This is a genomic window from Streptomyces sp. NPDC032126 (assembly GCF_055580085.1).
Map to the genome: position 1 here is coordinate 1,335,046 of NZ_JBVIMA010000001.1, position 24,322 is coordinate 1,359,367.

The 24,322-nt window shown below is 72.5% G+C and carries 19 protein-coding genes; 7 read left to right on the forward strand and 12 right to left on the reverse strand.

Features of this window, described 5'->3' with window-relative positions:
* Positions 1–84: 84 nt before the first annotated feature.
* Both ACZ5NW_RS05660 and ligD read right to left on the reverse strand, forming a co-directional pair.
* Entirely contained in the window at positions 85–861 is a 777-nt protein-coding gene (locus tag ACZ5NW_RS05660) for an NPP1 family protein (RefSeq protein WP_468742424.1), read from the reverse strand.
* Positions 862–1,043: 182 nt separating this feature from the next.
* Entirely contained in the window at positions 1,044–2,024 is a 981-nt protein-coding gene (ligD, locus tag ACZ5NW_RS05665) for a non-homologous end-joining DNA ligase (RefSeq protein ID WP_468742425.1), read from the reverse strand.
* 268 nt (positions 2,025–2,292) lie between these two features.
* Between ligD and ACZ5NW_RS05670 the strand changes: the two genes are divergently transcribed.
* From ACZ5NW_RS05670 to ACZ5NW_RS05680, 3 genes are all read left to right on the forward strand, one after another.
* Complete coding sequence (locus ACZ5NW_RS05670; RefSeq protein WP_468742426.1) at positions 2,293–2,673, forward strand: DoxX family protein; 381 nt, start codon at positions 2,293–2,295, stop codon at positions 2,671–2,673.
* On the forward strand, positions 2,670–3,140 hold the full coding sequence (locus ACZ5NW_RS05675; protein ID WP_468742427.1) for a peroxiredoxin: 471 nt from the start codon (positions 2,670–2,672) through the stop codon (positions 3,138–3,140). The genes ACZ5NW_RS05670 and ACZ5NW_RS05675 overlap by 4 nt, the downstream gene beginning before the upstream one ends.
* Positions 3,141–3,446: 306 nt before the next feature.
* Positions 3,447–5,798: a SpoIIE family protein phosphatase gene (locus ACZ5NW_RS05680; protein ID WP_468742428.1), complete on the forward strand. Its 2,352-nt coding sequence runs from the start codon at positions 3,447–3,449 to the stop codon at positions 5,796–5,798.
* 51 nt (positions 5,799–5,849) lie between these two features.
* On the opposite strand, the gene ACZ5NW_RS05685 is transcribed toward ACZ5NW_RS05680, so the two are convergent.
* The gene (locus tag ACZ5NW_RS05685; RefSeq protein WP_468742429.1) at positions 5,850–6,440 is read right to left on the reverse strand and encodes a DNA polymerase ligase N-terminal domain-containing protein; all 591 of its coding nucleotides are present in this window, start codon (positions 6,438–6,440) and stop codon (positions 5,850–5,852) included.
* A gap of 43 nt (positions 6,441–6,483) precedes the next feature.
* Positions 6,484–7,314 carry an aldo/keto reductase gene (locus ACZ5NW_RS05690; protein WP_468742430.1) on the reverse strand — a complete coding sequence of 277 codons (831 nt, stop codon included), beginning with the start codon at positions 7,312–7,314 and terminating at the stop codon, positions 6,484–6,486.
* Positions 7,315–7,409: 95 nt separating this feature from the next.
* On the opposite strand from ACZ5NW_RS05690, the gene ACZ5NW_RS05695 reads away from it, so the two are divergent.
* Entirely contained in the window at positions 7,410–8,474 is a 1,065-nt protein-coding gene (locus ACZ5NW_RS05695; RefSeq protein ID WP_468742999.1) for a LacI family DNA-binding transcriptional regulator, read from the forward strand.
* A 32-nt stretch (positions 8,475–8,506) separates the two neighbouring features.
* Here ACZ5NW_RS05695 and ACZ5NW_RS05700 read toward each other — a convergent pair whose 3' ends face one another.
* The 4 genes from ACZ5NW_RS05700 to ACZ5NW_RS05715 are packed head-to-tail and all read right to left on the reverse strand — an operon-like array spanning position 8,507 to position 13,116.
* Complete coding sequence (locus ACZ5NW_RS05700) at positions 8,507–9,886, reverse strand: glycoside hydrolase family 32 protein (RefSeq protein WP_468742431.1); 1,380 nt, start codon at positions 9,884–9,886, stop codon at positions 8,507–8,509.
* Positions 9,883–10,737 carry a carbohydrate ABC transporter permease gene (locus ACZ5NW_RS05705; RefSeq protein WP_468742432.1) on the reverse strand — a complete coding sequence of 285 codons (855 nt, stop codon included), beginning with the start codon at positions 10,735–10,737 and terminating at the stop codon, positions 9,883–9,885. Before ACZ5NW_RS05705 ends, ACZ5NW_RS05700 begins: the two co-directional genes overlap by 4 nt.
* A gap of 16 nt (positions 10,738–10,753) precedes the next feature.
* Positions 10,754–11,710 (reverse strand): carbohydrate ABC transporter permease, encoded by a 957-nt coding sequence (locus tag ACZ5NW_RS05710; protein ID WP_468742433.1) that lies wholly within the window; start codon positions 11,708–11,710, stop codon positions 10,754–10,756.
* The gene (locus ACZ5NW_RS05715) at positions 11,707–13,116 is read right to left on the reverse strand and encodes an extracellular solute-binding protein (protein ID WP_468742434.1); all 1,410 of its coding nucleotides are present in this window, start codon (positions 13,114–13,116) and stop codon (positions 11,707–11,709) included. The genes ACZ5NW_RS05710 and ACZ5NW_RS05715 overlap by 4 nt, the downstream gene beginning before the upstream one ends.
* A gap of 168 nt (positions 13,117–13,284) precedes the next feature.
* Here ACZ5NW_RS05715 and ACZ5NW_RS05720 point away from each other — a divergent pair, with 168 nt between their 5' ends.
* Positions 13,285–14,832 carry a glycoside hydrolase family 32 protein gene (locus ACZ5NW_RS05720; protein WP_468742435.1) on the forward strand — a complete coding sequence of 516 codons (1,548 nt, stop codon included), beginning with the start codon at positions 13,285–13,287 and terminating at the stop codon, positions 14,830–14,832.
* A gap of 159 nt (positions 14,833–14,991) precedes the next feature.
* On the opposite strand, the gene ACZ5NW_RS05725 is transcribed toward ACZ5NW_RS05720, so the two are convergent.
* Both ACZ5NW_RS05725 and ACZ5NW_RS05730 read right to left on the reverse strand, forming a co-directional pair.
* Complete coding sequence (locus ACZ5NW_RS05725) at positions 14,992–16,017, reverse strand: LLM class flavin-dependent oxidoreductase (protein ID WP_468742436.1); 1,026 nt, start codon at positions 16,015–16,017, stop codon at positions 14,992–14,994.
* 67 nt (positions 16,018–16,084) lie between these two features.
* The gene (locus tag ACZ5NW_RS05730) at positions 16,085–17,590 is read right to left on the reverse strand and encodes a metallophosphoesterase family protein (RefSeq protein ID WP_468742437.1); all 1,506 of its coding nucleotides are present in this window, start codon (positions 17,588–17,590) and stop codon (positions 16,085–16,087) included.
* Between the two features lie 356 nt (positions 17,591–17,946).
* Between ACZ5NW_RS05730 and ACZ5NW_RS05735 the strand changes: the two genes are divergently transcribed.
* Positions 17,947–20,349 carry a M4 family metallopeptidase gene (locus ACZ5NW_RS05735; RefSeq protein ID WP_468742438.1) on the forward strand — a complete coding sequence of 801 codons (2,403 nt, stop codon included), beginning with the start codon at positions 17,947–17,949 and terminating at the stop codon, positions 20,347–20,349.
* Positions 20,350–20,407: 58 nt separating this feature from the next.
* Here the strand turns inward: ACZ5NW_RS05735 and ACZ5NW_RS05740 are convergent, their stop codons facing one another.
* On the reverse strand, positions 20,408–21,592 hold the full coding sequence (locus tag ACZ5NW_RS05740) for a glycoside hydrolase family 64 protein (protein WP_468742439.1): 1,185 nt from the start codon (positions 21,590–21,592) through the stop codon (positions 20,408–20,410).
* Positions 21,593–21,720: 128 nt separating this feature from the next.
* Positions 21,721–22,341: an L-threonylcarbamoyladenylate synthase gene (locus tag ACZ5NW_RS05745; RefSeq protein ID WP_468742440.1), complete on the reverse strand. Its 621-nt coding sequence runs from the start codon at positions 22,339–22,341 to the stop codon at positions 21,721–21,723.
* 368 nt (positions 22,342–22,709) lie between these two features.
* On the opposite strand from ACZ5NW_RS05745, the gene ACZ5NW_RS05750 reads away from it, so the two are divergent.
* Positions 22,710–24,221 (forward strand): helix-turn-helix domain-containing protein, encoded by a 1,512-nt coding sequence (locus ACZ5NW_RS05750; protein WP_468742441.1) that lies wholly within the window; start codon positions 22,710–22,712, stop codon positions 24,219–24,221.
* Positions 24,222–24,322: the final 101 nt, after the last annotated feature.

Sequence of the window (24,322 nt, forward strand, 5' to 3'; positions counted from 1 at the left end):
CGGGCACCGGCGGGCCGGGATCGGGCGCGGGGCGGAACCGTGGACACCGGCGGTCCTAGGTCTCGCGCCCGATCCCGCCGTGGGTCAGGCGTTGGGGTCGAAGGCGATCCCGGACGGCTTCGCCGACGCCAGGTGGGAGGCGAAGTTGGCGTCCTTCAGGCCGAAGTTGGCGCTGCCGAAGTCGTAGGCGCTGAGCTTGTCGCGCAGACCCGCCGGGTAGCCGTTCCAGCCGACCAGCGGCGGGTACTGCCAGGTGGCCTTGTGGTTCTCCGGCGGCTCGTCATTGCTGTTGGCCAGGCGGAAGCAGTGCGTGCGGATGCCGTCCTTGTGGTAGACGATCTTCGCGTGCGTGCCCTCGAAGCGGACCTCGGAGACGGCGTGCACGGTGAACGAGCCGTGGTTGGACGTCGACACGTACTGGATCGCGCCGTTCTGCACCCACACCACGACGTGCTCCCAGTCGTGCCGGTGCCCGCCGATGCTGCTGCCCGGGATCGCCTGGTCCTTCTCGAAGTACAGGCCGTACAGGTAGGCGCACCAGCCGTTGTTGCACTTGGAGCGCGAGTAGCTGTTGGTGTTGTCCAGGTCGGAGGCGTCCCGGCAGCTGCCGTTGAGTGCGCCGGTCGGCTTCAGACCGCCGTTGATCGTGCCGTCGGGACCGATGGCCGGGGTCGAGTAGCAGCCGTCGGTGTCGTAGTCGAACGCGGGCTGGTACGTCAGCTCGCCTGCCTCGGCGTTCTGCGGCAGGGCCTGGGGCGGGGCGGCGTAGGCCACCGTGGGGACGGCCAGGACGAGCGCGGCGGCACCGGCGAGTCCGGTGAGCCATCTTCTGCGGTGTGCCTTGAACGACGGTGACGACACTGCGTCCTCCTCGGAGTCCGGGCGCAGCCCAACGGCTGTGGGGGTGGCGGAAGTTCGGGAGTGAAGCTTCCACCCGTTTCCCGTCCGCGCCAAGAGTCCCAGGCGGAGCGGTGGTGAAGTGCGGCCCAACAATTGATCACTGACGGTGCGTCAGGGCGGGCCGAAGGGGCGTCTGGTGGGGGTCAGACGAGGTCGTCGGGGACGTCGGCCGCCGACTCCTCCGGGGTGAGGTCCGGGCGCAGCCGCAGCCAGGACGGCTGGCGCAGCAGACCCGCCCGGGTGCGGGTGCTGTGCCGGACCTCGCCGACCAGCCGGGGCAGCACCCAGTGCGCTCCCGGCACCGCCGGCACCGGATCGAAGGGGCAGGTGTCGGTCGCCAGGTCCCGCAGCAGCACGGTCAGTTCGTCCCGCTCGGACTCGCTCCAGCCGGTGCCCACGCCGCCGACGTACCGCAGCCGCCCTCCGGCGCGCTGTCCCAGCAGCAGGGCGCCGAAGCGGCCCGTGAGACGGCCCTTGCCGGGCGCCCAGCCGCCGACCAGGACGTCCACGCCCCGCATATTGCGGATCTTGATCCAGTTCCGGGAGCGCACCCCCGGCTCGTACACCGAGTCCAGCCGCTTGCACACCAGGCCCTCCAGGCCGTGCGCCCGGGTCGCCTCCAGGGCCTGCCGGCCGTGCCCGACGAGGGCGGCCGGGGTCGACCAGAAGGGGCCGGTCAGGGCGAGTCCGGTCAGCTCGGCGCGCCGGCGCGCATAGGGAAGCCGCAGCAGGGAGCGACCGCCCAGGTGCATCACGTCGAACAGCACGAGGTGCACCGGGAGCGTCGCCGCCATCCGGGCCGCGCGGGCGGGGGAGTGGGCCAGGCCCATCCGCGACTGCAGCAGCTGGAAGTCGGCCCGGCCGCCCTCGTCCAGGGCGAGGACCTCCCCGTCGAGCACGGCCGGGGTGGTGCCGAGCGCGTCGGCGAGCGGTTGCAGTTCGGGGTAGGCGGCGGTGATGTCCTCCCCGGAGCGGGCGCGCAGCCGCAGGGTCCCGTCCCCGGGCAGATAGACCACGGCGCGCTGGCCGTCCTGCTTGGTCTCATAGGCCCACCGCTCGTCCTGGGCGGCGGGCGGCAGGGCGCCGGGCGTGGCGAGCATGGGGGCGATCAGGGGCAGGTCCACGGGTCAGATGTCGACCGGCCGGGGTCCCGGCACGCGCGCGGACGGGTGCTTTCCCCTGAACGGGGGCAGTCGCCTCACGCCCCGGGCGTCCCGTCCCCCTGACGCCTGCACCCCACCCCGCCCACCACAACGACCCGGCGCGCCGGACCAGTTGACACCGGGGGGTGCCTCCGGCCCCGTGCATACCCTCAAGTAATATCGCGCGCGTCTGGACACCATACCCGGCCGTCCCGCCTGGTCGTCCCGTCCGGTCGTCGGAGGAGAAACCGTGCCACGGTCCGAACGCTCACCCCTGCTGCTCGCCGGCCTGCTGGCCACCGCGGGCGTCGCCCACTTCGCCGTACCCAAGTCGTTCGACGCGACCATCCCGCGCGTCCTGCCCGGCTCGCCCCGCACCTGGACGTACGCCAGTGGCGCCGCCGAGCTCGCCCTCGCCGCCGGAGTGGCCCTGCCGCGCACCCGGCGCACCGCCGCGCTCGCCGCCGCGGCCTTCTTCGTCGGGGTGTTCCCCGCGAACGTGAAGATGGCCCTGGACTGGCGGGACCGTCCCACCCCGCAGAAGGCGGCCGCCATCGGACGGCTGCCGCTTCAGGTGCCGCTCGTGCTGTGGGCGCGCGGTGTGGCCGCCCGAGGGGAGGGCCGGGCATGAGCCGCGCGCTGCAGACGGGTGACCTCGTCGAGGACTTCGCCCTGCCGGACGAGACCGGGACCGTGCGCAGGCTGAGCGAGCTGCTCGCCGAGGGTCCGGTGGTCCTGTTCTTCTACCCCGCCGCCCTCACCCCCGGCTGCACCGCCGAGGCGTGCCACTTCCGGGACCTGGCGGCCGAGTTCGCCGAGGCCGGGGCGCGGCCCGTCGGGATCAGCGGTGACTCCGTGGACCGGCAGCAGGAGTTCGCCGGGCGGCACACGCTCGGCATGCCGCTGCTGTCCGACGAGGACGGCAGCGTACGGGAGCGGTTCGGCGTGAAGCGGGGCTTCTCGCTGGCACCCACCAAGCGGGTCACCTTCGTCATCGGGCAGGACCGCAGGGTGCTGGAGGTCGTCCGCAGCGAGCTGCGCATGAACACGCACGCGGACCGCGCCCTCGCGGCACTGAAGGCCCGACCCACCCACTAGCCCCGGCGGTCCCGGTGGCCTCGGCACCCGCGTGGCGGCCACCCGGTACGGCCCCGGGGTCTCGGTATCCGCGTGGCGGCCACCCGGTCCGGCACCCGCTCGATGGCCCGCCCGGTATGGCCCCGGGGTCTCGGCACCCGCTCGATGGCCCGCCCGGTACGGCCCCGGCGGCCTCGACACCCGCTCGATGGCCCACCCGGTACGGCCCCGGCGGCCTCGACACCCGCTCGATGGCCCGCCCGGTACGGCCCCGGCGGTCCCGGTATCCGCTTGATGGCCCACCCCGTACGGCCCATGCTGGGTGGTATGGAGCGAGTCGTCGCCGCGGTCGTCGTCGACGCCAGGGGTGTCGTGACCGGCTGGAGCGAAGGCGCCCGGCTGCTGACCGGCTACCCGGCCGACGAGGCCGTGGGGCGGCCGGCGGCCGATCTGTTCGCGGAGCGGCCGCCGCCGGGCGCCGTCGGCGCCCTGACCGGTCCCGTCGTGCTGCGCCACCGCGACGGCCACACCGTCCCCCTCACGCTCACGGCCTGCCCGGTCCACGGACCGGACGGCGCGGACGCCGGGTATGTGATCACCGCGGGGCCGCCCCCGGCGCCCGACCAGGACCTGGCCGCCCGCGCCTTCCAGCAGGCGTCGATGCCCATGTCGGTCTTCGACAACCGGCAGCGCTGTCTGCGGCTCAACGACGCGGCCTGCCGGATCATGGGCGCGCCCGAGGACGCCCTGCTGGGCCGTTTCTTCCTGGACACCGTGGAGGACGCCGAGCACAACCAGGGCCTCCTCGCCCAGCTGCGCCAGGTGGCCGAGACGGGCCGGCCGGTCCGCTACGAGAACTTCACCGGCGCGCCCGCCCTGAGCCGGGACCACGCCTGCAGCATCGAGATGTGGCCGCTCACGGACACCTCTGGCGAGCCGGTCGCGGTCGCCCTGGCGGCGTTCGACAGCACCGAGCAGTACTGGGCCCGGGAGCGGCTGGCGCTGCTGAACGAGGCGGCGGCCCGCATCGGCACCACCCTGGACGTGGCACGCACCGCCGAGGAGCTGGTCGCCCTCATGGTGCCCCGCTACGCCGACTTCGCCAGCGTGGACCTGCTCGACTGGGTCCTCGGGGCGGAGGAACAGCCCGCGCTGCCCGATGACGACATCGTGCTGCGCCGCGTCGCCCACGGATCCGTCACCGAGGGCACCCCCGAGGCCGCCGTGCACGTGGGCGCGGCCGACAGCTATCCGTCGTACTCCCCGCCCGCGAAGGCCCTGCGGACCGGGCGGGCCGTCCTCGGCCATGCCGGTGAGCCGGACTTCACGCGCTGGGTCGCCGAGCGCAACGCGCGGGCCCCGGCGGGACGCCCCTACCGCAGGGGCGTCCACTCGATGCTCGCCGTGCCGCTGCGCGCCCGTGGCACGACGCTGGGCGTCGCCGTCGGCGTCCGCATCCACAACCCCGACGACTACGGCGCCGACGACGCGGTCCTCGCCGAGGAGCTGGCCAGCCGCGCCGCCGTCTGCGTCGACAACGCCCGCCGCTTCGCCCGCGAACGCACCACCGCCCTCGCCCTCCAGCACAGCCTCCTCCCGCGGGGCCTGGGCGGCCAGGCCGCCGTGGAGGTCGCCCACCGCTATCTGCCCTGCGGCTCCACGGCCGGCATCGGCGGCGACTGGTTCGACGTGATCCCCCTGTCCGGCAGCCGGGTCGCCCTCGTCGTCGGGGACGTCGTCGGCCACGGCATCCCCTCCTCGGCGACCATGGGACGTCTGTGCATGGCCGTGCGCACCCTCGCCGACGTCGACCTGCCGCCCGACGAGCTCCTCACCCACCTCGACGACCTGGTCACCCACCTCGCCTCGTACGACAGCGGGCAGGAGGTCGCCGAGCTGGGCGCCACCTGCCTGTACGCCGTCTACGACCCCGTCGACCGCCGGCTGTGCCTCGCCGCGGCCGGCCATCCGGCGCCCGCACTGGTCCGCCCCGACGGCACCGCCGACCTCGTCGAGATGGCCCCCGGGCCCCCGCTCGGCGTCGGCGGACTGCCCTTCGAGGCCACGGAACTCCAGCTGCCCGAGGGCACGGTCGTCGCCCTGTACACCGACGGTCTGATCGAGGACCGCGACCGGGACGTCGACCGCGCCACCGCCGAACTCCGCGCCGCCCTCACCGCCCCCGCCGCCTCCCTCGACGCCCTGTGCGACACCGTCCTGAAGGCGGTGCTGCCGGAGGAGCCCGGCGACGACGTGGCCCTGCTGCTCGCCCGCACCCGCGCCCTCGGCGCCGACCAGGTCGCCACCTGGGACATCCCGCTCGACCCCGCCCAGGTGGCCACCGCCCGGCAGGCCGCCACCGAGCAGCTCGCCGCCTGGGGACTGGAGGAGGCCGCCTTCGTCACCGAGCTCGTCGTCAGCGAACTGGTCACCAACGCCATCCGCTACGGCGCACCGCCCGTCCGGCTGCGTCTCATCCGCGACCGCAACCTCATCTGCGAGGTCTCCGACGGCAGTTCGACCTCCCCGCACCTGCGCCGCGCCCACGCCTTCGACGAGGGCGGCCGCGGCCTCCTGCTGGTCGCCCAGCTCACCCGGCGCTGGGGCAGCCGGCAGACCGGCGGCGGCAAGACGATCTGGGCGGAGCAGCAACTGCCGGACGACGCACCGCCGAGGTGACCGGACCTCCCTGACGCCGAAGACGCGGTACGTCACGGCGACACCGCTCGCTCACCCCTCGGCGGCCACCTGGCCGAGGGTGCGTCCGCTGCGCACGGAGCGGGCCCGGCGCGGGTCAGGGGTGCCGGGACCGTGCCCGTGTCCGGCCTTGACCAGCAGCCATGCCTCGCGGTCGGCGTCACCGCGGATGCGGGTGAGGGCGTACTCGCCGTGGAGTTTGGCCCCGTGCAGCCGGAAGGTGGCGTGCCCGCGCTCCAGGGACTCCCCGAAGTCGACGGGGTGTCCCCGGCGGTCGTGGCTGAGGGGTTCGTACGTGCCGCGGTCCCAGACGATGACGGTCCCGCCGCCGTACTCGCCCTCGGGGATCACGCCCTCGAAGTCCTCGTACTCCAGCGGATGGTCCTCGGTCGGCAGGGCGAGCCGCTTGTCCTGCGGATCGCCCGACGGGCCCTTGGGCACGGACCAGGAGCGGAGCACGTCGTCGACCTGGAGGCGGAAGTCGAAGTGCAGGCTGCTCGCGTCATGGATCTGTACGACGAACCGCGCCGTGCCGTCCGAGCCGGCCGCGCGCCCCTCGGGCTCGCCGCTCCGTCCGAAGTCCCGCTTGCCGCGATAGTCCCGCAACCGGTCACGCCCACCCATCGGCGCCTCCTTCCGCGCCCCGCCCGGGTACCCGGGGCCGCCCTCAGAACTCCTCGTGCACCTCCGGGTCCCCGCCGATCCTGCGGTGGGTCCGGTCGGCGATCGCCGTCATCTCGGTCGGGGTGAGGGAGAAGCCGAAGAGGTCCAGGTTCTCGCGTCGGCGCCGCGGGTCGGCGGACTTCGGGATGGGCAGGGCGGACAGCTGGGTGTGCCAGCGCAGGACCACCTGGCCGGGGGTCACCCCGTGCGCTCCGGCGACGGAGTTGATGACCGGGTCGTCCAGGAGCGCCGCGCCCAGGCCCAGCGGGCTCCAGCTCTCGGTGAGGATGCCCTTCGCGGCGTGGAAGGCGCGCAGATCGTCCTGCGGGAAGGCCGGGTGGAGCTCGATCTGGTTCACCGAGGGGAGGACCCCGGTCTCCTTCTCCAGCCGCTCGATGTGCTCCGCCGTGAAGTTGGAGACGCCGATCGAGCGGACCAGACCGTCCTCCCGCAGCTTGATCATGGCCTTCCACGCGTCGACGTACCGGTCGACACGGGGGAGCGGCCAGTGGATGAGATACAGGTCCACGTACTCCAGGTCGAGCCGGCGCCGGGACTCCTCGAAGGAGGCCAGCGTCTCCTCGTAGCCGTGGTGGCGGCCGGGGAGCTTCGTGGTGACCACCAGCTCCTCGCGGGGGACCCCGCTGCGGGCCACCCCGCGGCCCACCCCGGTCTCGTTGCGGTAGTTCGTCGCCGTGTCGACCAGGCGGTAGCCCGCCTCCAGGGCGTCGCGGACCGCCTCCTCCGCCTGCGCGTCGTCCAGCGGCCAGGTGCCGAGGCCGATCGCGGGGATCGTCGTGCCGTCGTTCAGCGTGTGCGTCGGGATGCTGATCACTGCGGGACCTTCCCTCGACTGTGTCCTGCCACCAGCCTCACGGATAGGGTGAGCAGTGATCAAGCGGACGGGCGGGGATGAGGGCGGCGGACGGCATGGGCAGCGCCGAGGAGCGGCAGACGACGGTTTCCGGGCGTCCCACGTCACGGGACGTGGCCCGGCTCGCCGGGGTGTCGCACACCGCCGTCTCCTTCGTCTTCAACGGCCGGGCCGAGGGCAATCTCTCGCCCGCCACCCAGGAGCGCATCCGCCGGGCCGCCGCCGAGCTGGGCTACCGTCCCGACCCCGTCGCCCGTGGCCTGCGCCGCCGCCGTACGGCCGTGATCGGGCTGGTCACCGACGAGATCGCCTCCTCGCCGTTCGCGGGCCGGCTGCTGCGCGGTGCGATGGAGACGGCCTGGGCCAGTGAACACCTCGTCCTGACGATCGACTCCGGCGGCGACCCCGCCAAGGAGGACGCGGCCGTCGCCGAACTCCTCGACCGCCGGGTGGACGGCATCATCTACGCCGCGATGTCCCTGCGCCGGGTCCGCGTCCCGGAGGGCCTGCACCGCACGCACTCCGTCCTCGCCAACTGCCTGCCCGAGGACGACTCGCTGCCCGCCGTCATCCCCGCGGAGCGCGCCGGGGGACGCACGGCGGCCCGGCTGCTGCTGGACGAGGGGCACCGCAGGGTCGCGATGGTCGGCGGCCAGGACGACATCGCCTCCGTCGACCGGCTGCGCGGCTTCCGGGACGCCCTGCGCGCCGAGGGCATCGCCGTCCCGAAGGAGTGGGTGGTCCGCACCGGCGGCGAGATCTCCGGCGGCTACGAGGGCGCGCTGAGCATCCTCGACGGCGTCCCCGCCGACCGGCGCCCCACCGGCCTGTTCTGCTACAACGACCGGGTCGCGGCGGGCGTCCTGCACGCCGCGACCCGGCTCGGCATCGACGTCCCCGCCGAGCTGTCGGTGGTCGGCTACGACGACCAGGAGCACATGGCGGCGTTCCTCGCCCCGCCCCTCACCACGGTCGCGCTGCCCCACCACGCGATGGGCGAGGCCGCCGCGACGCTGCTGCTCGACGCCATCGACACGGGCAGGACCCCGCCCGCGACGGTACGACGCCTCGCCTGCCCGGTGATCACCCGGGCGTCCCTGGGACCGGCTCCGGGCCGGTGAGCGGCCGGGCGGCGCCGGCGACCGGCCCCTGATCAGTCCCCCGCCGGCGGGACGTGCTCCCAGCCGGACACCTCCGCGTCCCCCGCCACCACCAGCTCGGGCACGTCGGCCGGGCGCCGGTACACGCGTTCCGTGATGGTGATCCGGTGGTCGGCGAACACCTCGATCAGGGAGCCGTCGACGAGGATCCGCACGCGCCGGGCGGGCGTCCGCACCACGATCGGCGCCGGGTCCCCGGGGCCGGTCCGCGGCCAGCCGGCGCGGTCGAGGGTCACCGTGCCGGCGTCCGGGTCCAGCCGCACCGTCAGCTCGGCTCCGGAGGAGGACCGCAGCAGGCTCACGGTGGTCGGGCCGTGCGCGGTGACCGTCAGGTCGTACGACACCGGGAGCGGGGTCCGGCCGGGCGCGGTGACGAACGGCTCGGCCGCCCGCAGCGCGTCGAGCTCCGGAGCCGGTACGACGCTCGGCGTGCCGTCGGCGTGGACGCCCACGACCCTCGGCGCGGTGAGGACGCCCGCCCATCCCGCGCGGTCGACCTCCTGACGCCCCCGCGCCTCCCAGGACCAGCCCCACATCAGCGCCCGGTCCGGCTCCTGGAGCACGGCGGGGGCGTAGAAGTCCCGTCCGTGGTCGAGCGGCCCGCCGGTGCGCGCCTCGAAACGCAATCCGCCCTCACCGTACGGCTGTAGACGCCCCGTCAGATATCCCGTGCCGCACGGGTCCCCGTCCCACAGCGAGAGCACGAGCACCGCGTCACCGCTCGCCGCCGTGTACAGCTGCGGGCACTCCCAGCCGACCGCGTGGTCACCGAACGCCGCGGCGGCGACGGGGTCGGAGCCGTCCAGCAGGATCCCGGCGAACCGCCAGTCGGTGAGGTCGTCGCAGTCGTACAGCAGGACCGACGGCGTACCGTCCTCGTGGCCGGCGCCGACCAGGGCCCAGCGCCGCCCGCCGTGGCGGAACACGAACGGGTCGCGGAACATCACCACGTCCAGCTCGTCGGGCGGACCCGTCACCACGGGGGTGGGCAGCGGCTTCCAGTCGGTCAGCGTCTCGTCGTCCGGGACCACCGCCCTGGCCAGGCAGATCGCGCCGAGGCCGGTGTGGTGGCGGTCGACGCCCGTGTACACGGCCGTCGGCACCCCGTCGTCGTCGACCACACAGCCGGACCAGCAGCCCCCCTCGTCCGGTCCGCCCGGCGTCGGGGCGAGCGCGATCGGATGGTGTTCCCAGTGGGCGAGGTCGGCGCTGGAGACATGGCCCCAGTGGATGTTGGTGTGGACGGGCGCGTCCGGGTTGTGCTGGTAGAAGAGGTGGTAGCGGTCCCGCCAACGGAACGGCCCGTTGGGGTCGTTGATCCAGTGGGCGGGCGGGCGGACCCGGAAGCGGGGCGCGTCGGGGGTGGTGCTCAACGGTTGACTCCAGCGGAGGTGATGCCCTCGCGCAGAGGGCGCTGGCCGACGAGGAAGACGGCGATGGCGGGCAGCATGGACAGGACGACTCCGGCGAGCACCACGGAGATCGACCCGGTGCCGAGGTTGCCCTGGAGGGAGACGAGGCCCAGCGGAAGCGTGTAGTTCTGGCTGGACGTCTCCAGGATCAGCGGCCGGAAGAACTCGTTCCAGTGGTAGTTGAAGGCGAGCACGCCGACGATCGCGAGGCCGGGGGTGGCGAGGGGCGCGTACACCGAGCGGAAGGTGCGCCAGGGCCCCGCGCCGTCGAGCATCGCCGCCTCGCCGAGGTCCTTGGGCATGCCGAGGAAGTACTGGCGCATGAGGAAGGTGCCGAAGGCGGTCGGGAAGGCGGGCACGATCAGACCGAGGAGGGTGTCCGTCAGGCTCATCGACTTCAGCACCAGGAACACCGGCACGATCGTCACCTGGAGCGGCACCATCATGGTGGCCAGCACCAGCGCGAACAGCGGCTTCTTGAACCGGAATTCGAGGCGTGCGAAGGCGTAGCCCGCCAGCCCCGCGGTGATCATCTGCCCGGCCGCGATCAGCGCGGTCACCAGGGTGGAGTTCAGGGCGAGCAGCCAGACGTCGAGCTGGTCGAACACCCCGTGGTAGGCGTCGGCGGTGGGATGCGTCGGGATGATCCTGGGCGGCAGGTCGAGGGACTCGGCGGGGGTGCGCAGAGACGTCGAGACGGTCCAGATCACCGGGCCGAGGGTGAGCAGCGCGCACACCGTCAGGCCCGCGATCCGGGCCCAGGGGCCGAGGGTGTGCCGTGCCCGGCTGAAGGTCAGGGTCGCTTGGCTCATGGGGAGTTCACCCGGCTCACTGGTAGTGGACGAAACGCCGGCTGAGCCGGAACTGGAGGGCGGTGACGGCCATGATCAGCACGAAGAGCAGCACGCCCACCGCGGACGCCTCGCCGAAGCGCAGCTGCTCGAAGGCGTTCTCGTAGATGACCATCACGACGGTGCGGGTGGAGTCGCCGGGCCCGCCGTTGGTCAGCACGTAGGGCTGCTCGAAGACCTGGAGGGCGTTGATGACGCCGACCACGGTCGCCACCAGCAGTGTCGGCGACAGCAGCGGCAGCGTGATGTGCAGGTGCTTGCGCAGGCCGGTCGCGCCGTCCAGGGAGGCCGCCTCGTGGACCTCCTTGGGGATGTTGTTCAGCCCGCCGACGAACAGCAGGAACGAGAAGCCGAACTGCTGCCAGACGTACACCAGGACGACCGTCGCCATCGCCGCGTTCTCCGACGTCAGCCAGGGCACCGGGGCGATACCGACCTGGCCGAGCAGCCAGTTCACCACCCCGAAGTCCTGGTTGAAGAGGTACTTCATCACCACCGAGATGGACGCGGCGGACAGCACCAGCGGGAAGAAGAACGCCGAGCGGAACACCGACCGCAGCCACCCCGGCATCCGCCCGCTCACCACGATGGCCAGCAGCAGGGCGATCAGCAGCTGGAGCGCGACCGCGAACACCATGAAGAGCAGCGTGTTGCGGAAGGACACCAGCACGGTCGAGTCCCCGAACACCTCACGGTAGTTGGAGACGCCCGCCCAGCTCGGCGAGTCGATCACGTTCCAGTGGAAGAGGCTGAGGACGACCGAGCCGACGATCGGCACGACCGTGAAGACGACGATGCCGACGACGGTCGGCGCCAGGAACAGCGCGGCCAGCAGCCGCGTGCCGCGCTCCCGGCCCGGGCGGCGCGCCGGGACGGGCGGCTGCGCCGGGGCGGCCTTCGTCCGTGCGGCGAGGGGGACTTGGGTGTTCGTCACAGCTCACGCTCCATGGCCTTCTCCAGATCGCCCTGCATCCGGCGCAGCGCGGGACCCACCGCGCGCCGGGAGGCCAGGGCGGTGCCGGTGTGCTTCAGCAGGACCTGTTCGACCTCGGCGACCTGCGGCGGCGCGGGGATCGGCCCGGTGTCCGGGAACCGGTCGAGGGTGTCGTAGAAGACCTGCCAGTTGCGCGGGCCGGTCTCCTGGTAGCGGTCGGCGGTCAGCATCGAACGGCGGGCCGGGGTCGTCTGGTTGGTGGTGAACAGCCGCATCAGGGTGTCCCGGCGGGCGGCGTACTTGATGAACTCCCACGCCTCGTCCTGCCGCTTCGAGGTGCGCAGCAGCGCGTAGCCGGCCGCGCCGTACTGCATGCGCTGGGTGCGCCAGCGCGGGAAGTACTGCACGTCGTAGCCGTCCGCCCGCAGGCCGGCCTGGTGCAGGCCGCCGGCCCAGAAGCCGCCGGCGGGCGTGACGCCGACCCGGCCGGTGGAGAACACGCCGACCAGGTTCTGGCCGTTGCCGCCCTCGGGGCGGGTGCACAGGCCCTCCTGGATGAGGGAGGCGAGATAGTCGTAGGCCTCCTCCACGCGCGCGTCGGTGGCCTGCGGGGTGGTCCAGCGGTAGCCGCCGCCGCGGCCCCGCCGGTCGGCGGCGGGGTAGAAGGTGTCCCACAGCCACGCGCCGCCGGGCGCCTTGGACTCGGTGAGCAGATTGGTGCCGTTGGCGAACAGCCAGGGCACCACGCCGCCCCACAGCCGGTTGGTCCAGAAGTAGGGCGTGAACTGGCCGCCGCTGGACTTCTTCATGTCCCGCAGCAGGGCGGTGAAGTCGTCGCGTGTCCAGTCGGCGGCGGGGAGGCTCGCGCCCGCCCGGGCCAGGACCCGGCGGTTGAGGTACATGTCGGCCGCGTTGAACTCGACCGGCAGCTGATAGAGGCTCCCCTCGTACATCATCGACTCCACCAGCGAGGGGTGGACGTCGGCGAAGTACTCGCGCAGCTCCGCGGCGTCCCGCTTCACCCAGTGATCGAGGGCGACCCCGAGGCGCTCGGCGAACAGCTGCACGCCCTCGGTGGCGACGTAGACGAGGTCGGGGGCGGTGCCCGCCGCGATCTGGGTGAGGATCTTCGCGAAGAAGTCCGACCAGTCGACGGCCTGCACCGCGTTGATCCGCAGCTTGATGTCGGGGCGCTGCGCGCGGAAGCCCTCGGTGAGGGTGCGGACGGCCTCGGGGCCGTAGGCGGGGCCGAGGGTGGCGACGACGAGGGAGCCGTCGTCGCGGCCGGGGATGTCGGCTCCGGTGAGCCGGTCCCACTGCGTGGCGGTACCGGCCAGGGCGGCGGCCCCCGCGCCGTAGGCGCCGTACCGCAGCAGGGTGCGCCTGGTGAGGTGCGAGTCGGTCATCGACGGGCCTAACTCGTGTTAGTCGAAGTCTGATGCCCCAGATGATGTGAAGCGCGTTACGTGCCTGTCAAGAGTGGTGAACGACTTGACCTTTAACGAGTTAGGTCGCACAGTCCTGAGTCACATGAGCCGCCGTTGTGACCTCGACGACGAGAGGAACGATGTGTGATGCGCGGACTGTCCAGGAGAGCGCTCTTCGGTGCGTCGGCCGCCGGGGCGGCGGGCACGCTGCTGCCGGTGCCGGCCGCCGCGAGGCCCAAGTCGGCCGCGGCCTGCGCGAGTTACCGGGCCCGCTACCACTTCACGGTGCCCGACCAGTGGAAGAACGACCCGCAGCGGCCCGTCTGGATCGACGGCGAGTACCACTACTACTACCTGTACAACGCGGACTACCTCACGGGCGGCACCGAGGCCGGTACCGCCTGGCGGCTGGCCACCAGCCGCGACCTGATCTCCTTCACCGACCGGGGGATCGCCGTGCCCAAGGACACCACGGTCAACGGCGACGTCTGGTCGGGCTCCGCGGTCGTCGACACCCACAACACCGCGGGCTTCGGCGCGGGCGCGGTGATCGTCCTGGTCACGATGTCGCCCGGCGGCGGCACCGACCACCAGGAGCAGTTCCTGTACTACTCGACCGACGGTGGCCGCACCTTCGCGCCCGGCGGCACCGCACCGGTCCTGCCGAACCCCGGGGTGGCCGACTTCCGCGATCCCAAGGTGATCCGCGACGAGGAACGCGGCCGCTGGGTGATGGCCCTCGCCGAGAACACCAAGGTCGGCTTCTACCACTCCGACGACCTCACGTCGTGGACGTACGTGGGCGGCTTCGTCAAGGAGGGGATCGGCGTCCTGGAGTGCCCCGACCTCTTCCGCCTCACCGCCGGGGACGGCACGGTCAAGTGGGTGCTGGGCGTGAGCGCCAACGGGAAGGGCGCCGGGCTGCCCAACACGTACGCCTACTGGACCGGGTCCTTCGACGGCACCGCCTTCACCGCCGACGCGAGCGATCCGCAGTGGCTGGATCACGGCTGGGACTGGTACGGGGCCGTCACCTTCGAGAAGCGGGACGCCCGCGGCGCGGTCGATCCGTCCGCCCGCCACGCGATCGGCTGGCTCAACAACTGGGACTACGCGGGCATCACGCCGACCATCGACTGCGACGGCTTCAACGGCACCGACTCGATCGTCCGCGAGATCACGCTGAACCGCGCCGCGAACGGCACCTACTACCTGGCCTCCCGGCCCGTCGCCGCGCTCGACGCCTACGTCTCCCGCACCGTGCGCCTGGGCGACCTGACCGTCGACGGTACACGGCTGCTGGACTACACGGGCACCGCCTACGAGATCTCCTGCGAGATCACCTGGGACCGGCTGACCGGCGCGGGCCTCCAACTGCGCCGCTCCGCCGACGGGAGCCGGCACATCGACGCCGGCGTCTACGGCGACTACGCCTTCCTCAACCGCCGCCCCACCGTGAACCCCGACGCGTCCGGCCGCTGGCAGGAGAGCCACAGCCCCTTCGACCCCGCCGCGCGCCGGGTGAGGCTGCGGATCCTCGTCGACCGCACGAGCGTGGAGATGTTCGTCGACGACGGCCGGTACGTCCACTCGTCGGAGGTGTTCCCGTACCTCGTCGACACCGGCCTCGCCCTCTTCACCATCGACGGCCCGGCGGTCTTCCGGAACACGGTGATACGGGAGTTCACCGTGTGAAGGGTGTCGCCGGCGGGGAGGTAGGCGTAGGCGGACACCTGGAACCAGTGGCCGGCGAGGCCGGTCGGTGTGGACGGCAGACCGTCGGAGGCGATCACCGGCAGCGAGCCCGGGCGCTGGTGAGACGTCGGGCGGGCCGCGTCCGGGCCGGCCAGGGCGTCAGCCCGCCGATGGTGTCCAGCCGAGCGCCGGTCCGAGCTTCGTCGCCATGTCGGTGAGGATCTGGACGTAGTCCTCGTGCTCGAAGGCGAACGGCAGCGCGAAGGCGACCTCGTCGATCTCCCGGAAGGCGGCGTGCGCGTGCAGCCGCTCCGCGATCTCCTCGGAGGTGCCCACCAGGTCCGGCGCGAACAGCAGCCGCGCCGGGCCCTGCGGGGAGGCGGTACGGGGGAGGCGCTGGGCCGCGTACTCCTCGTACTTGGCGCGCTGCCCGGGCGTCGCCGAGTCCGTCGGGACGACCACGAGCCCCTGGGAGACACGGGCGGCCTCCCCGTCGGGGTGGGCGGCACGGAAGGCACGGATGTGGGACAGCTGGATCTCGGCGAAGTCGGCCGCCTCCCCCTCCGCCTTGACCACGCTGCTGGTCAGCAGGTTCATGCCGTGCTCACCGGCCCACCGGGCCGAGCGCAGACTGCCGCCGCCGTACCACAGGCGCCGGCCCAGGCCGGGGGAGTGCGGCTGCACGACATCGCTGAACACCTCGAAGCCCTCGACCCCGCTGAAGTCGGTGGCCGGCTTGCCCCGCACGAGGTCGAGCAGCCGCCGCACCCGCTCGTACCCGAAGTCCTCCGCGTCGGCCGTGTCGGGATACAGGGCGCCCTTGACCTGCTCGTAGTGCATCGGCGGCCCCACGCTCACGCCGGGGTTGAGGCGGCCGCCGGACAGGATGTCGACGGTCGCCAGGTCCTCGGCCAGCCGCAGCGGGTTCTCCCAGCCCAGCGGGATCACCGCGGTGCCGAGCTCGATCCGGCGGGTGCGCTGCGAGGCGGCCGCGAGGACCGCGACCGGCGAGGAGATGCCGTACTGGAGGTGCCGGTGGCGCACCCACGCGCTGTCGAAGCCCAGCCGCTCGCCCAGCTCGATGATCTCCAGCGTGGACTCGTGCCCCTGACGCGGATCGGCCCCGTCGAACAGCCCGATGGTGAGAAAGCCCAGCTTGCGCAGGGGGCGTGGGGTGGACGGCACGGGCTCCTCCAGCGGTCGTACGTGCGTTCTGCCCCCATGGTGGCAGGCGAACATTGCGGGAGTGTGATCAGTTCAGCGGGATGACGACCTCGTCCTCGACCGGCGGGTCGATCTCCTGCGCGCGGTTGCCGGTGGCCGCGTGGCAGCGCAGCCGGACCGCCTCCGGCGAGACGTCCAGACGCAGGAAGCACTTGAAGAAGGGCGGGCTGTACGTCGCGGAGCCCGGCGAGAACAGCTGCGTGTAGATCTTGCGCACGGGCAGCCGGAACCGCGAGGTCCGCTCGGGTCGCCCGCCCGCGCCCAGCAGGCTCGCGACCAGGCGGACACGCCGGGTGACGCGGGTGCCGGCGCCCGGGGTCCGGGTCGGGGGGATGCCCAGCCGCTCGGCGATCACCGCCGTCGCCTCGGCCTCGGTGAGGGTGAAGAAGCGGCGCAGACGCAGCCGGCGGCCGTAGAGGCGGCTGTAGAAGGCGAGGGAGTCGCCGCGCAGCGGATAGCAGCGGAAGTCCCGCTCGTCGACCCCGGCGACGGAGACGCGCGGGATGGTGTGCGTGGCGTGCATGAAGGCCCCGCCGCCGCCCGCGACGACGTACTGGAGGGTGCGCCCGTCGGGCAGCGTCACCGGGTAGCGCTGGTAGTTGTGGATGTCGCCGCCGATCGCCGCGACGTAGTGGTGTCCGGGATCGCGCACGATGTCGTCGACGGTGCCGCCGCCCTCGATGGGGCACGGGTGGTGCTCGCCGTCGACGTACAGCGGTGAGCCCGTGATGAGGATCTTCGGGCGGGGTCCGCGCGACACCTCCCGCAGCCACGCGCCCTGTTCGGCGTCGAGGGTGCCCAGCAGACCGGTGTCGATGCCGATGATCCGCAGCGGTCCGGAGTCGATCGCCCAGTACGGCCCCGGCTGCACGGCCTGTTGGGACGACAGCGGCCGCAACGCCCGCGCCTGCGCGAGGTGTTCGCCGTCGCCGGGGCGCGGTCGGTGCCACAGCAGGGACCGCAGCCAGGCCCGGGTGAGCGGGCGCGGCGCGGGCTCGGCGGGCAGGGCCGCGGTGTCGTCGCAGAACACCCGCATGAAGGCGCCGAGGTCCTCGTACCAGTCGTGGTTGCCGGGTATCGCGTAGATCGGCGCCGGATAGTCGCGGTACGGGCGGAAGAACTTGGTCGCGTAGTCGTCGGCGCTGCCGACCGGGTAGATCACATCGCTCGCGAGGACCGCGAAGCGGGTGTCCTGACCCACCTTCAGAAGCCCTGGCACGACGGCGTACTGAGGCTCGTCGCCCTCTCCGGTGTCGCCGATCACCAGGAAGGAGAAGCGGTCCGGGTCGTCGCGCCGGATCACCTTGTCGGCGGGTGCGCCGGCCGCCGCCCGCCGGGCCACCCAGCGGCTGCGGGTGCGGCCCGTGGGATCGCCGAACCAGGACGCCAGTACGCCGTTGCGGGCCGCCCAGAGCATGCGGGGGTCGAGCCAGGAGATCTTCTCGACCCGGGACGGCATCAGCTTCAGGTACGCGCCGCGTTCCGCGCCGCCCCAGCCGGCGCCTTCCGCGGTGTCGCGTGAGGATTCAGACACCGGGGAACCGTAGCAATCGGCCAGGTGAGGGCGGCAAGGGGCCCGCGCCCACCCGGTGTTGACGCGGTGGACTTCCGGGAACCGGCCGGGTCGCACAGCGTCCGGACAGTCCGCTCACAGGGACACGGGGCTCCCCCTCGCCTTCGGCGCCCGGTACCGAGGGATAACCCTTGAACCCCCCGGCTCGCACTGACATGGACCGGTCAATACTGTCATCCTCCCTCCCAGCCACCGCGCAGCGGCGGCACGTTCTCCCCGCAGATCGGTCCCGCACAGCTCAGCTCGTTCCGGACAGCACATCCGTCTGCCCGGTCTGTCACCGGCCGTTCCCCACGGCCGTCGCAGTAGGAGTACGCGTGAGACGCATCCCCCGCAAGCGGAGCGCGGCCGGAGCAGCCCTGCTCTCCACCGCCGCCCTTCTCGCCGTCGGCCTCCAGTCCGGCCCCGCGTCCGCACAGCCCGCGGCACCCCACCCCACCCCCCTGCGCACCGGCGCCCTGCCCGCCGACCTCACGCCCGCGCAGCACGCCGCGCTCGTCAAGGGAGCCCAGGCGAGGACCGCGCAGACGGCCGCCGGTCTCGGCCTCGGCGCCCAGGAGAAGCTGGTCGTCAAGGACGTCGTCAAGGACAACGACGGCACCGTCCACACCCGCTACGAGCGCACCTTCGCCGGTCTGCCCGTCCTCGGCGGCGACCTCGTCGTGCACACGCCCCCGGCCTCCGCGGCCTCCGGCACCGTCAGCACGACCTTCAACAACAACCGCCGTACCGTGTCGGTCGCCTCCACCACCGCCACCTTCGCCAAGGACGCCGCCGAGACCAAGGCGCTGAAGGCCGCGCGGGCGCTCGACGCCCGGCAGGCCACCGCCGACAGCGTGCGCAAGGTGATCTGGGCCGGCAGCGGCACCCCGAAGCTCGCCTGGGAGACGGTGATCCGCGGCCTCCAGGACGACGGCACCCCGAGCCGGCTGCACGTCATCACCGACGCCACCACGGGCGCCGAGCTGCACCGCTTCCAGGACATCAAGACGGGCACCGGCAACACCCAGTACAGCGGCAGCGTCAGCCTGAGCACGACCCTGTCGGGATCGACGTACCAGCTGTACGACACCACGCGCGGCGGCCACAAGACGTACAGCCTCAACAACGGCACCTCGGGCACCGGCACCCTGATGACGGACGCGGACGACGTCTGGGGCACCGGATCCGGGTCCAACACCCAGACCGCCGGCGCCGACGCCGCCTACGGCGCCCAGGAGACCTGGGACTTCTACAAGAACACCTTCGGCCGCAGCGGCATCAAGAACGACGGCGTCGCCGCGTACTCCCGCGTCCACTACAGCTCGGCGTACGTCAACGCCTTCTGGGACGACGACTGCTTCTGCATGACCTACGGCGACGGCACCGGCGGCACCCACGCCCTGACCTCGCTCGACGTGGCCGGCCACGAGATGAGCCACGGCGTCACGTCCAACACGGCGGGGCTCAACTACAGCGACGAGTCGGGCGGCCTGAACGAGGCGACCTCCGACATCTTCGGCACCGGCGTGGAGTTCTACGCCAACAACCCCTCCGACGTCGGCGACTACCTCATCGGCGAGAAGATCGACATCAACGGCGACGGCACCCCGCTGCGCTACATGGACAAGCCCAGCAAGGACGGTGGCTCCGCCGACAGCTGGTACTCGGGCGTCGGCAACCTCGACGTGCACTACTCCTCGGGCCCGGCGAACCACATGTTCTACCTGCTCTCCGAGGGCAGCGGCACCAAGACCATCAACGGCGTCACCTACAACAGCCCGACCTCGGACGGCGTCGCCGTCGCCGGCATCGGCCGCGCCGCCGCCCTGCAGATCTGGTACAAGGCGCTGACGACGTACATGACGTCCAGCACCACCTACGCGGGCGCCCGCACCGCCGCGCTCAACGCGGCCGCCGCCCTGTACGGCTCCGGCTCCGCGCAGTACGCGGGCGTCGGCAACGCGTTCGCCGGCATCAACGTCGGCAGCCACATCACCGTGCCCAGCACGGGCGTCACGGTCACCAACCCCGGCAGCCAGTCCTCGACCGTCGGCACCGCCGTGAGCCTGCAGATCTCCGCCAGCAGCACCAACAGCGGCTCGCTCACGTACGCCGCGTCCGGCCTGCCCGCCGGTCTGTCGATCAACAGCTCCACGGGTCTGATCTCCGGCACCCCGACCACCGCCGGCACCTCCAGCACCACCGTCACGGTGACCGACTCGACCGGTGCGACCGGGACCGCGACCTTCAGCTGGACGGTCAGCTCCAGCGGCGGCGGCTCCTGCACCGTCACCCAGCTCCTGGGCAACCCGGGCTTCGAGTCGGGCAACACCACCTGGACCGCCTCCAGCGGCGTCATCACCAACTCCAGCAGCGAGGCGGCCCGGACCGGCTCCTACAAGGCCTGGCTGGACGGCTACGGGTCGACCCACACCGACACCCTGTCGCAGTCGGTGACGATCCCGAGCGGCTGCACCAACACCAGGTTCACCTTCTACCTCCACATCGACACGGCCGAGACCACCACCAGCACCCAGTACGACAAGCTGACGGTCACCGCCGGGTCCACCACCCTGGCCACCTACTCCAACCTGAACGCGGCCTCCGGCTACGTGCAGAAGTCCTTCAGCCTCGGCTCCTACGCGGGCTCCACGGTGACCCTGAAGTTCACCGGTGTCGAGGACTCCTCGCTCCAGACCAGCTTCGTCGTCGACGACACCGCCGTGACGACCGGCTGATCCGCACCGACCGACCGACGTCCCGCACACGGGCTCCGTGTGCGGGACGTCGTCGCGTTCAGCTGAGCGGATCCAGCGTCAGATACGCCTGGCGCGGAGAGCCGTCGTGGACGAGCGACTCCTGCTGACCGACGTCGTCGAAGGCGAACGCGTAGGCCTTCCCGTCCGCCATCTGCGCGTGGATCGCGCGGGCGTAGTGGTTGGTCACCGGGTCCTGGTAGAACTGCGCCGTCGTGGTGTCCGGCTGGCTGGGGTTCACCAGGAGCGTCGACCGGTTGAAGCCCGCGCACAGGGTGCGGGAGATGGGTCCGCGCACCGCGTCGTTCGGCGCGTCCAGCAGCTTGTGGCAGCCGAAGACGCTGGCCGCGTCCGGCTTCTGGAAGCTGGTGACGACCGCGCCGGAGGCGTTGGTGAAGTTCAGGACACCGCCCGAGACCCGGCCGTAGTACCTGGTGCCGGGCTGGTCGGCGAACGGTGTCACGGTCAGTGTCGTCGTCGCGTACTTCTGCCAGACGCGGTTGACGTAGTCGTCCATGACGTTCGCCGGAAGGGCGCCGGTCTCCACCCCGTACAGCGGCGACAGCGCGCGCAGGACGGTGCCATCGGAGCGGGTCTGGATCAGGTTCGCCCAGCCACCGGCCCGGCCCCGCAGGGCGTTGAGCACGCCGTTGTAGCCGCCCGCCTTGAGGTGCCCGGTGCTGACCGTGCTGCCGTCGGCGCGCTGCACGCCGACCGCGTACGGCGCGGAGAACATGTCGACCTGGGTGCTGTTCAGCCACAGCCCCCCGTCGTTGAGCGTGTACTCCGACCAGTTGAACAGGATGTTCCGGTTGGGGTCGCTCGGGTTCTGCACGGCGGGCTGCACCAGGCCGCCGGTGGTCAGCTTGAACACGAGTTTCTGGCCGTAGGAGAAGTACAGCCGGCCGGAGAACCTGGGGATCCGGATGGTCGTCGACTGCCCGGCCGCGGGGCCGGGGATCGAGGCGTCCGGGGCCGGGGTGGGCGGGTTGCCCCCGGCGGGCCAGGCGTGGAAGGTGCCGTTCGCGTCCGCCCAGCCCTGCTGGCCGGTCGCCAGGAGGGTGCCGAGGTCGTAGACGTAGAGGGCCTCGCCGCGGCCCGAGTTGTTGGTGATCTTCAGGGGGATCGTGTCGGGGACGGCGGCGTCGGCCGCTGGTCCCAGGGTGAGCAGCGCGCCGATGAGCGCGACCGTGCCGAGCAGTGCCGTGGTGATCCGGGTGAGCACCCTTCACCTCCGTGCGGGTAGGCCTGTGGGGTTGGTCCGTACCTGTTGAGAGCGCTCTCAACGTCGCACTGAGTGGTGTACATGTCAATGACGTTGACGCTTGAACGTCGATCCGTGAAGGTCGGTCCTCACTCGAACCGTGAGGTGTCCCCCGCTCCCCGGCGGACGATCTCCGCCTCGCCCGCCGAGAAGTCGATGACCGTCGTCGGTTCGGTGCCGCAGTCGCCGGAGTCCAGGACCCCGTCCACCACGTGGTCGAGCCGGTCCTTGATCTCCCAGCCCTGGGTCATCGGCTCGTCCTCGCCGGGCAGCAGGAGGGTGCTGGACAGCAGCGGCTCGCCGAGTTCGGCGAGCAGGGCCTGGGTGGCGACATGGTCCGGGATGCGCACGCCCACCGTCTTCTTCCTCGGGTGCTGGAGCATGCGCGGCACCTCCTTCGTCGCCGGGAGGATGAAGGTGTAGCTGCCGGGCGTGGACGCCTTGACCGCCCGGAACACGTCGTTGTCGACCCGCACGAACTGGCCGAGCTGGGCGAAGTCCTGGCACACGAGGGTGAAGTGGTGCCGGTCGTCCAACTGCCGGATGGTCCGGATCCGCTCGATGCCGTCCCGGCTGCCCAGCCGGCAGCCCAGCGCGTAACAGGAATCCGTCGGGTACGCGATGAGCGCGTCCGCCCGGATGGCGGCCGCGACCTGCGCGATGGTGCGCGGCTGGGGGTTGTCGGGGTGCACGTCGTAGTACTTCGCCATCTGCCGAGCTTATGCCGTGATCACCGTCCGGCGCGCACGGGAGAGGTCGCGTGGGGGAGGGGACGGGGCCGCTGCCCAGGTATCGGGGGCGGGTCGGGGGGCGAGGGCGGCGGGGCGCGGACGCGGGGCGAGAGGGCGGGTGCGGGGTGCCGGCTCAGGGGGCGGCGGCGGGGTGCGGGGTGTGCCCCCCGGTCCGCTCGTCACCCCCCACGCCGACCCCCGTGCTCGCGGTCAACTCCCCATCCCTGGAAGTCACTTGCCATACACCCCCCTCACCTGCGCTTTCGCCCCCTGGGCGCCCGTCGCGGGGTGCGGTAACGTCCCGCCGGAACATCGGGGTTCGGGACCGGGACGAAGGGGGCGGCGAGGTGGCTGACCGGGAGGGTGCGCGGGGTGGTGCGGGGGCGACATGGGCCGAGCAGCTCCTCGATCACCTGCGGCTCGCCGGCGGCGACACCCGCCGGATCCTCGACTGGCTCGCGGCCACCGTCGAGGCCGGCGTGGCCCTCGTCGACGAGTCGGGCACCGTCCTGTCCGGACCGCCCGTCCCCCTCGACCAGGACCTCGTCGCGTCCATCGTCGCCGGCCGGCTCGCCTCCGCCGCCTGGGAGGACCGGGGGCGGCACATCCGCCTCCTCAAGGTGGACCTCCCCCCACCCGCCGTGGCCGGGGTGCTGGCCGTGGCCCGCACCGCGCCCTTCGACCGGCACACCGCCGACATCGTCCACCGCACCGCGTCCGTCCTCGAACTCCTGCTGCGCGCCCGGGAGTCGACCGCCGCCGGGCACCGCCTGGAACGGGCCACCGCCGATCTGCGCCTGGCCATCCTGCAGCTGCTGATGGTGGAGGACACCGTCGCCGCCCGCCGGGTCGCCTCCGGCTTCTGGCCCGGCCTGCTCGACACGGACACCACCTGCGTCTACGTCGTCGAGAGCAGCCCCGGGGAACGCGACCGGCTCGCCGAGGAGTGCGTGAGCGCCACCGACGGCCGCGCGCTCGTCGTCCGCTGCCCCGCGATGGACGGCCATGTCATCGTCGTGGCTCCCGACGACACCGTGGTCACCCGCCTGCGCACCGTCCTCGACCACCACCCCGGCACCTTCCTCGGCGGCAGCGCCCGCCAGAGCCTGGCCCGCACCGCCACCGCGTACGGACAGGCCGTGAGCGCCCTCGCCGTCGCCCGCTTCCGGACCGACCAGTCGGCCGTCTACGCCGAACGCACCCACCCCGAACGCCTGATGGACCCGGCCGTGCTGCACACCTGGAGCACCCGGCTGCTGCGCCCGCTCGACAGCCTCGCCCACCACACCCGGGCCGAACTCCTCGCCACCACGCGTCTCGGCCTGGAGTTCACCGCGGTCAGCGCGGCCAAGGTGCTCGGCGTCAGCCGCAACACCGTGCGGGCCCGCATGGAGCGCGTCGAGGCCCTGCTGCGCACCGACTTCTCCGACCTCACCGTGCGCGCCACCGTCCATCTCGCCCTGAACGCCCAGGTCGCGCTGGCCGAGACCGCCCCGGCCCCGGCCGGTACGACGGCCCCGGCCCGCCTCGGGGACCTGCTGGCCGGAGTCGCCCTGCGCACCTGGGCGCACGGCCTGCTGGCCCGGCTGGACACCGACACCCGCGATCTGCGCCGCACCCTGCGCACCTGGATCGCGGCCGGCGGCAACGCCGAACGCGCCGCCCAGCGGCTCGGGGTGCACGCCCAGACCGTGCGTGACCACGTACGCAGCGCCGAACCCGTCCTCGAACGCCAGCTGCTGGCCGCCGGCAGCGATCTCTACGAGGTCGTGCTCGCCCATCTGGCCGTGCGCGACCTCGACGAACCCGCCCTCACCCCGGCGGAAGCGGGCCTTCCGGACGCATCTGTGCACAGGTGAGTCCCGCGAGGCCCCGAGTGGGCACCGCGACGGTTCACCCGCACGCTCCCCGGCACGTATGTTCGACGCGGTGCGGGCGCGCGACCGGAACGGGGGACCGG

Bases quoted from the DNA above. Each gene is read 5' to 3' on its own strand.
- ACZ5NW_RS05675 (WP_468742427.1), top strand. From the start codon at position 2,670: ATGAGCCGCGCGCTGCAGACGGGTGACCTCGTCGAGGACTTCGCCCTG.
- ACZ5NW_RS05680 (WP_468742428.1), top strand. From the start codon at position 3,447: ATGGAGCGAGTCGTCGCCGCGGTCGTCGTCGACGCCAGGGGTGTCGTG.
- ACZ5NW_RS05685 (WP_468742429.1), bottom strand. From the start codon at position 6,440: ATGGGTGGGCGTGACCGGTTGCGGGACTATCGCGGCAAGCGGGACTTC.
- ACZ5NW_RS05695 (WP_468742999.1), top strand. From the start codon at position 7,410: ATGGGCAGCGCCGAGGAGCGGCAGACGACGGTTTCCGGGCGTCCCACG.
- ACZ5NW_RS05705 (WP_468742432.1), bottom strand. From the start codon at position 10,737: ATGAGCCAAGCGACCCTGACCTTCAGCCGGGCACGGCACACCCTCGGC.
- ACZ5NW_RS05715 (WP_468742434.1), bottom strand. From the start codon at position 13,116: ATGACCGACTCGCACCTCACCAGGCGCACCCTGCTGCGGTACGGCGCC.
- ACZ5NW_RS05720 (WP_468742435.1), top strand. From the start codon at position 13,285: ATGCGCGGACTGTCCAGGAGAGCGCTCTTCGGTGCGTCGGCCGCCGGG.
- ACZ5NW_RS05745 (WP_468742440.1), bottom strand. From the start codon at position 22,341: ATGGCGAAGTACTACGACGTGCACCCCGACAACCCCCAGCCGCGCACC.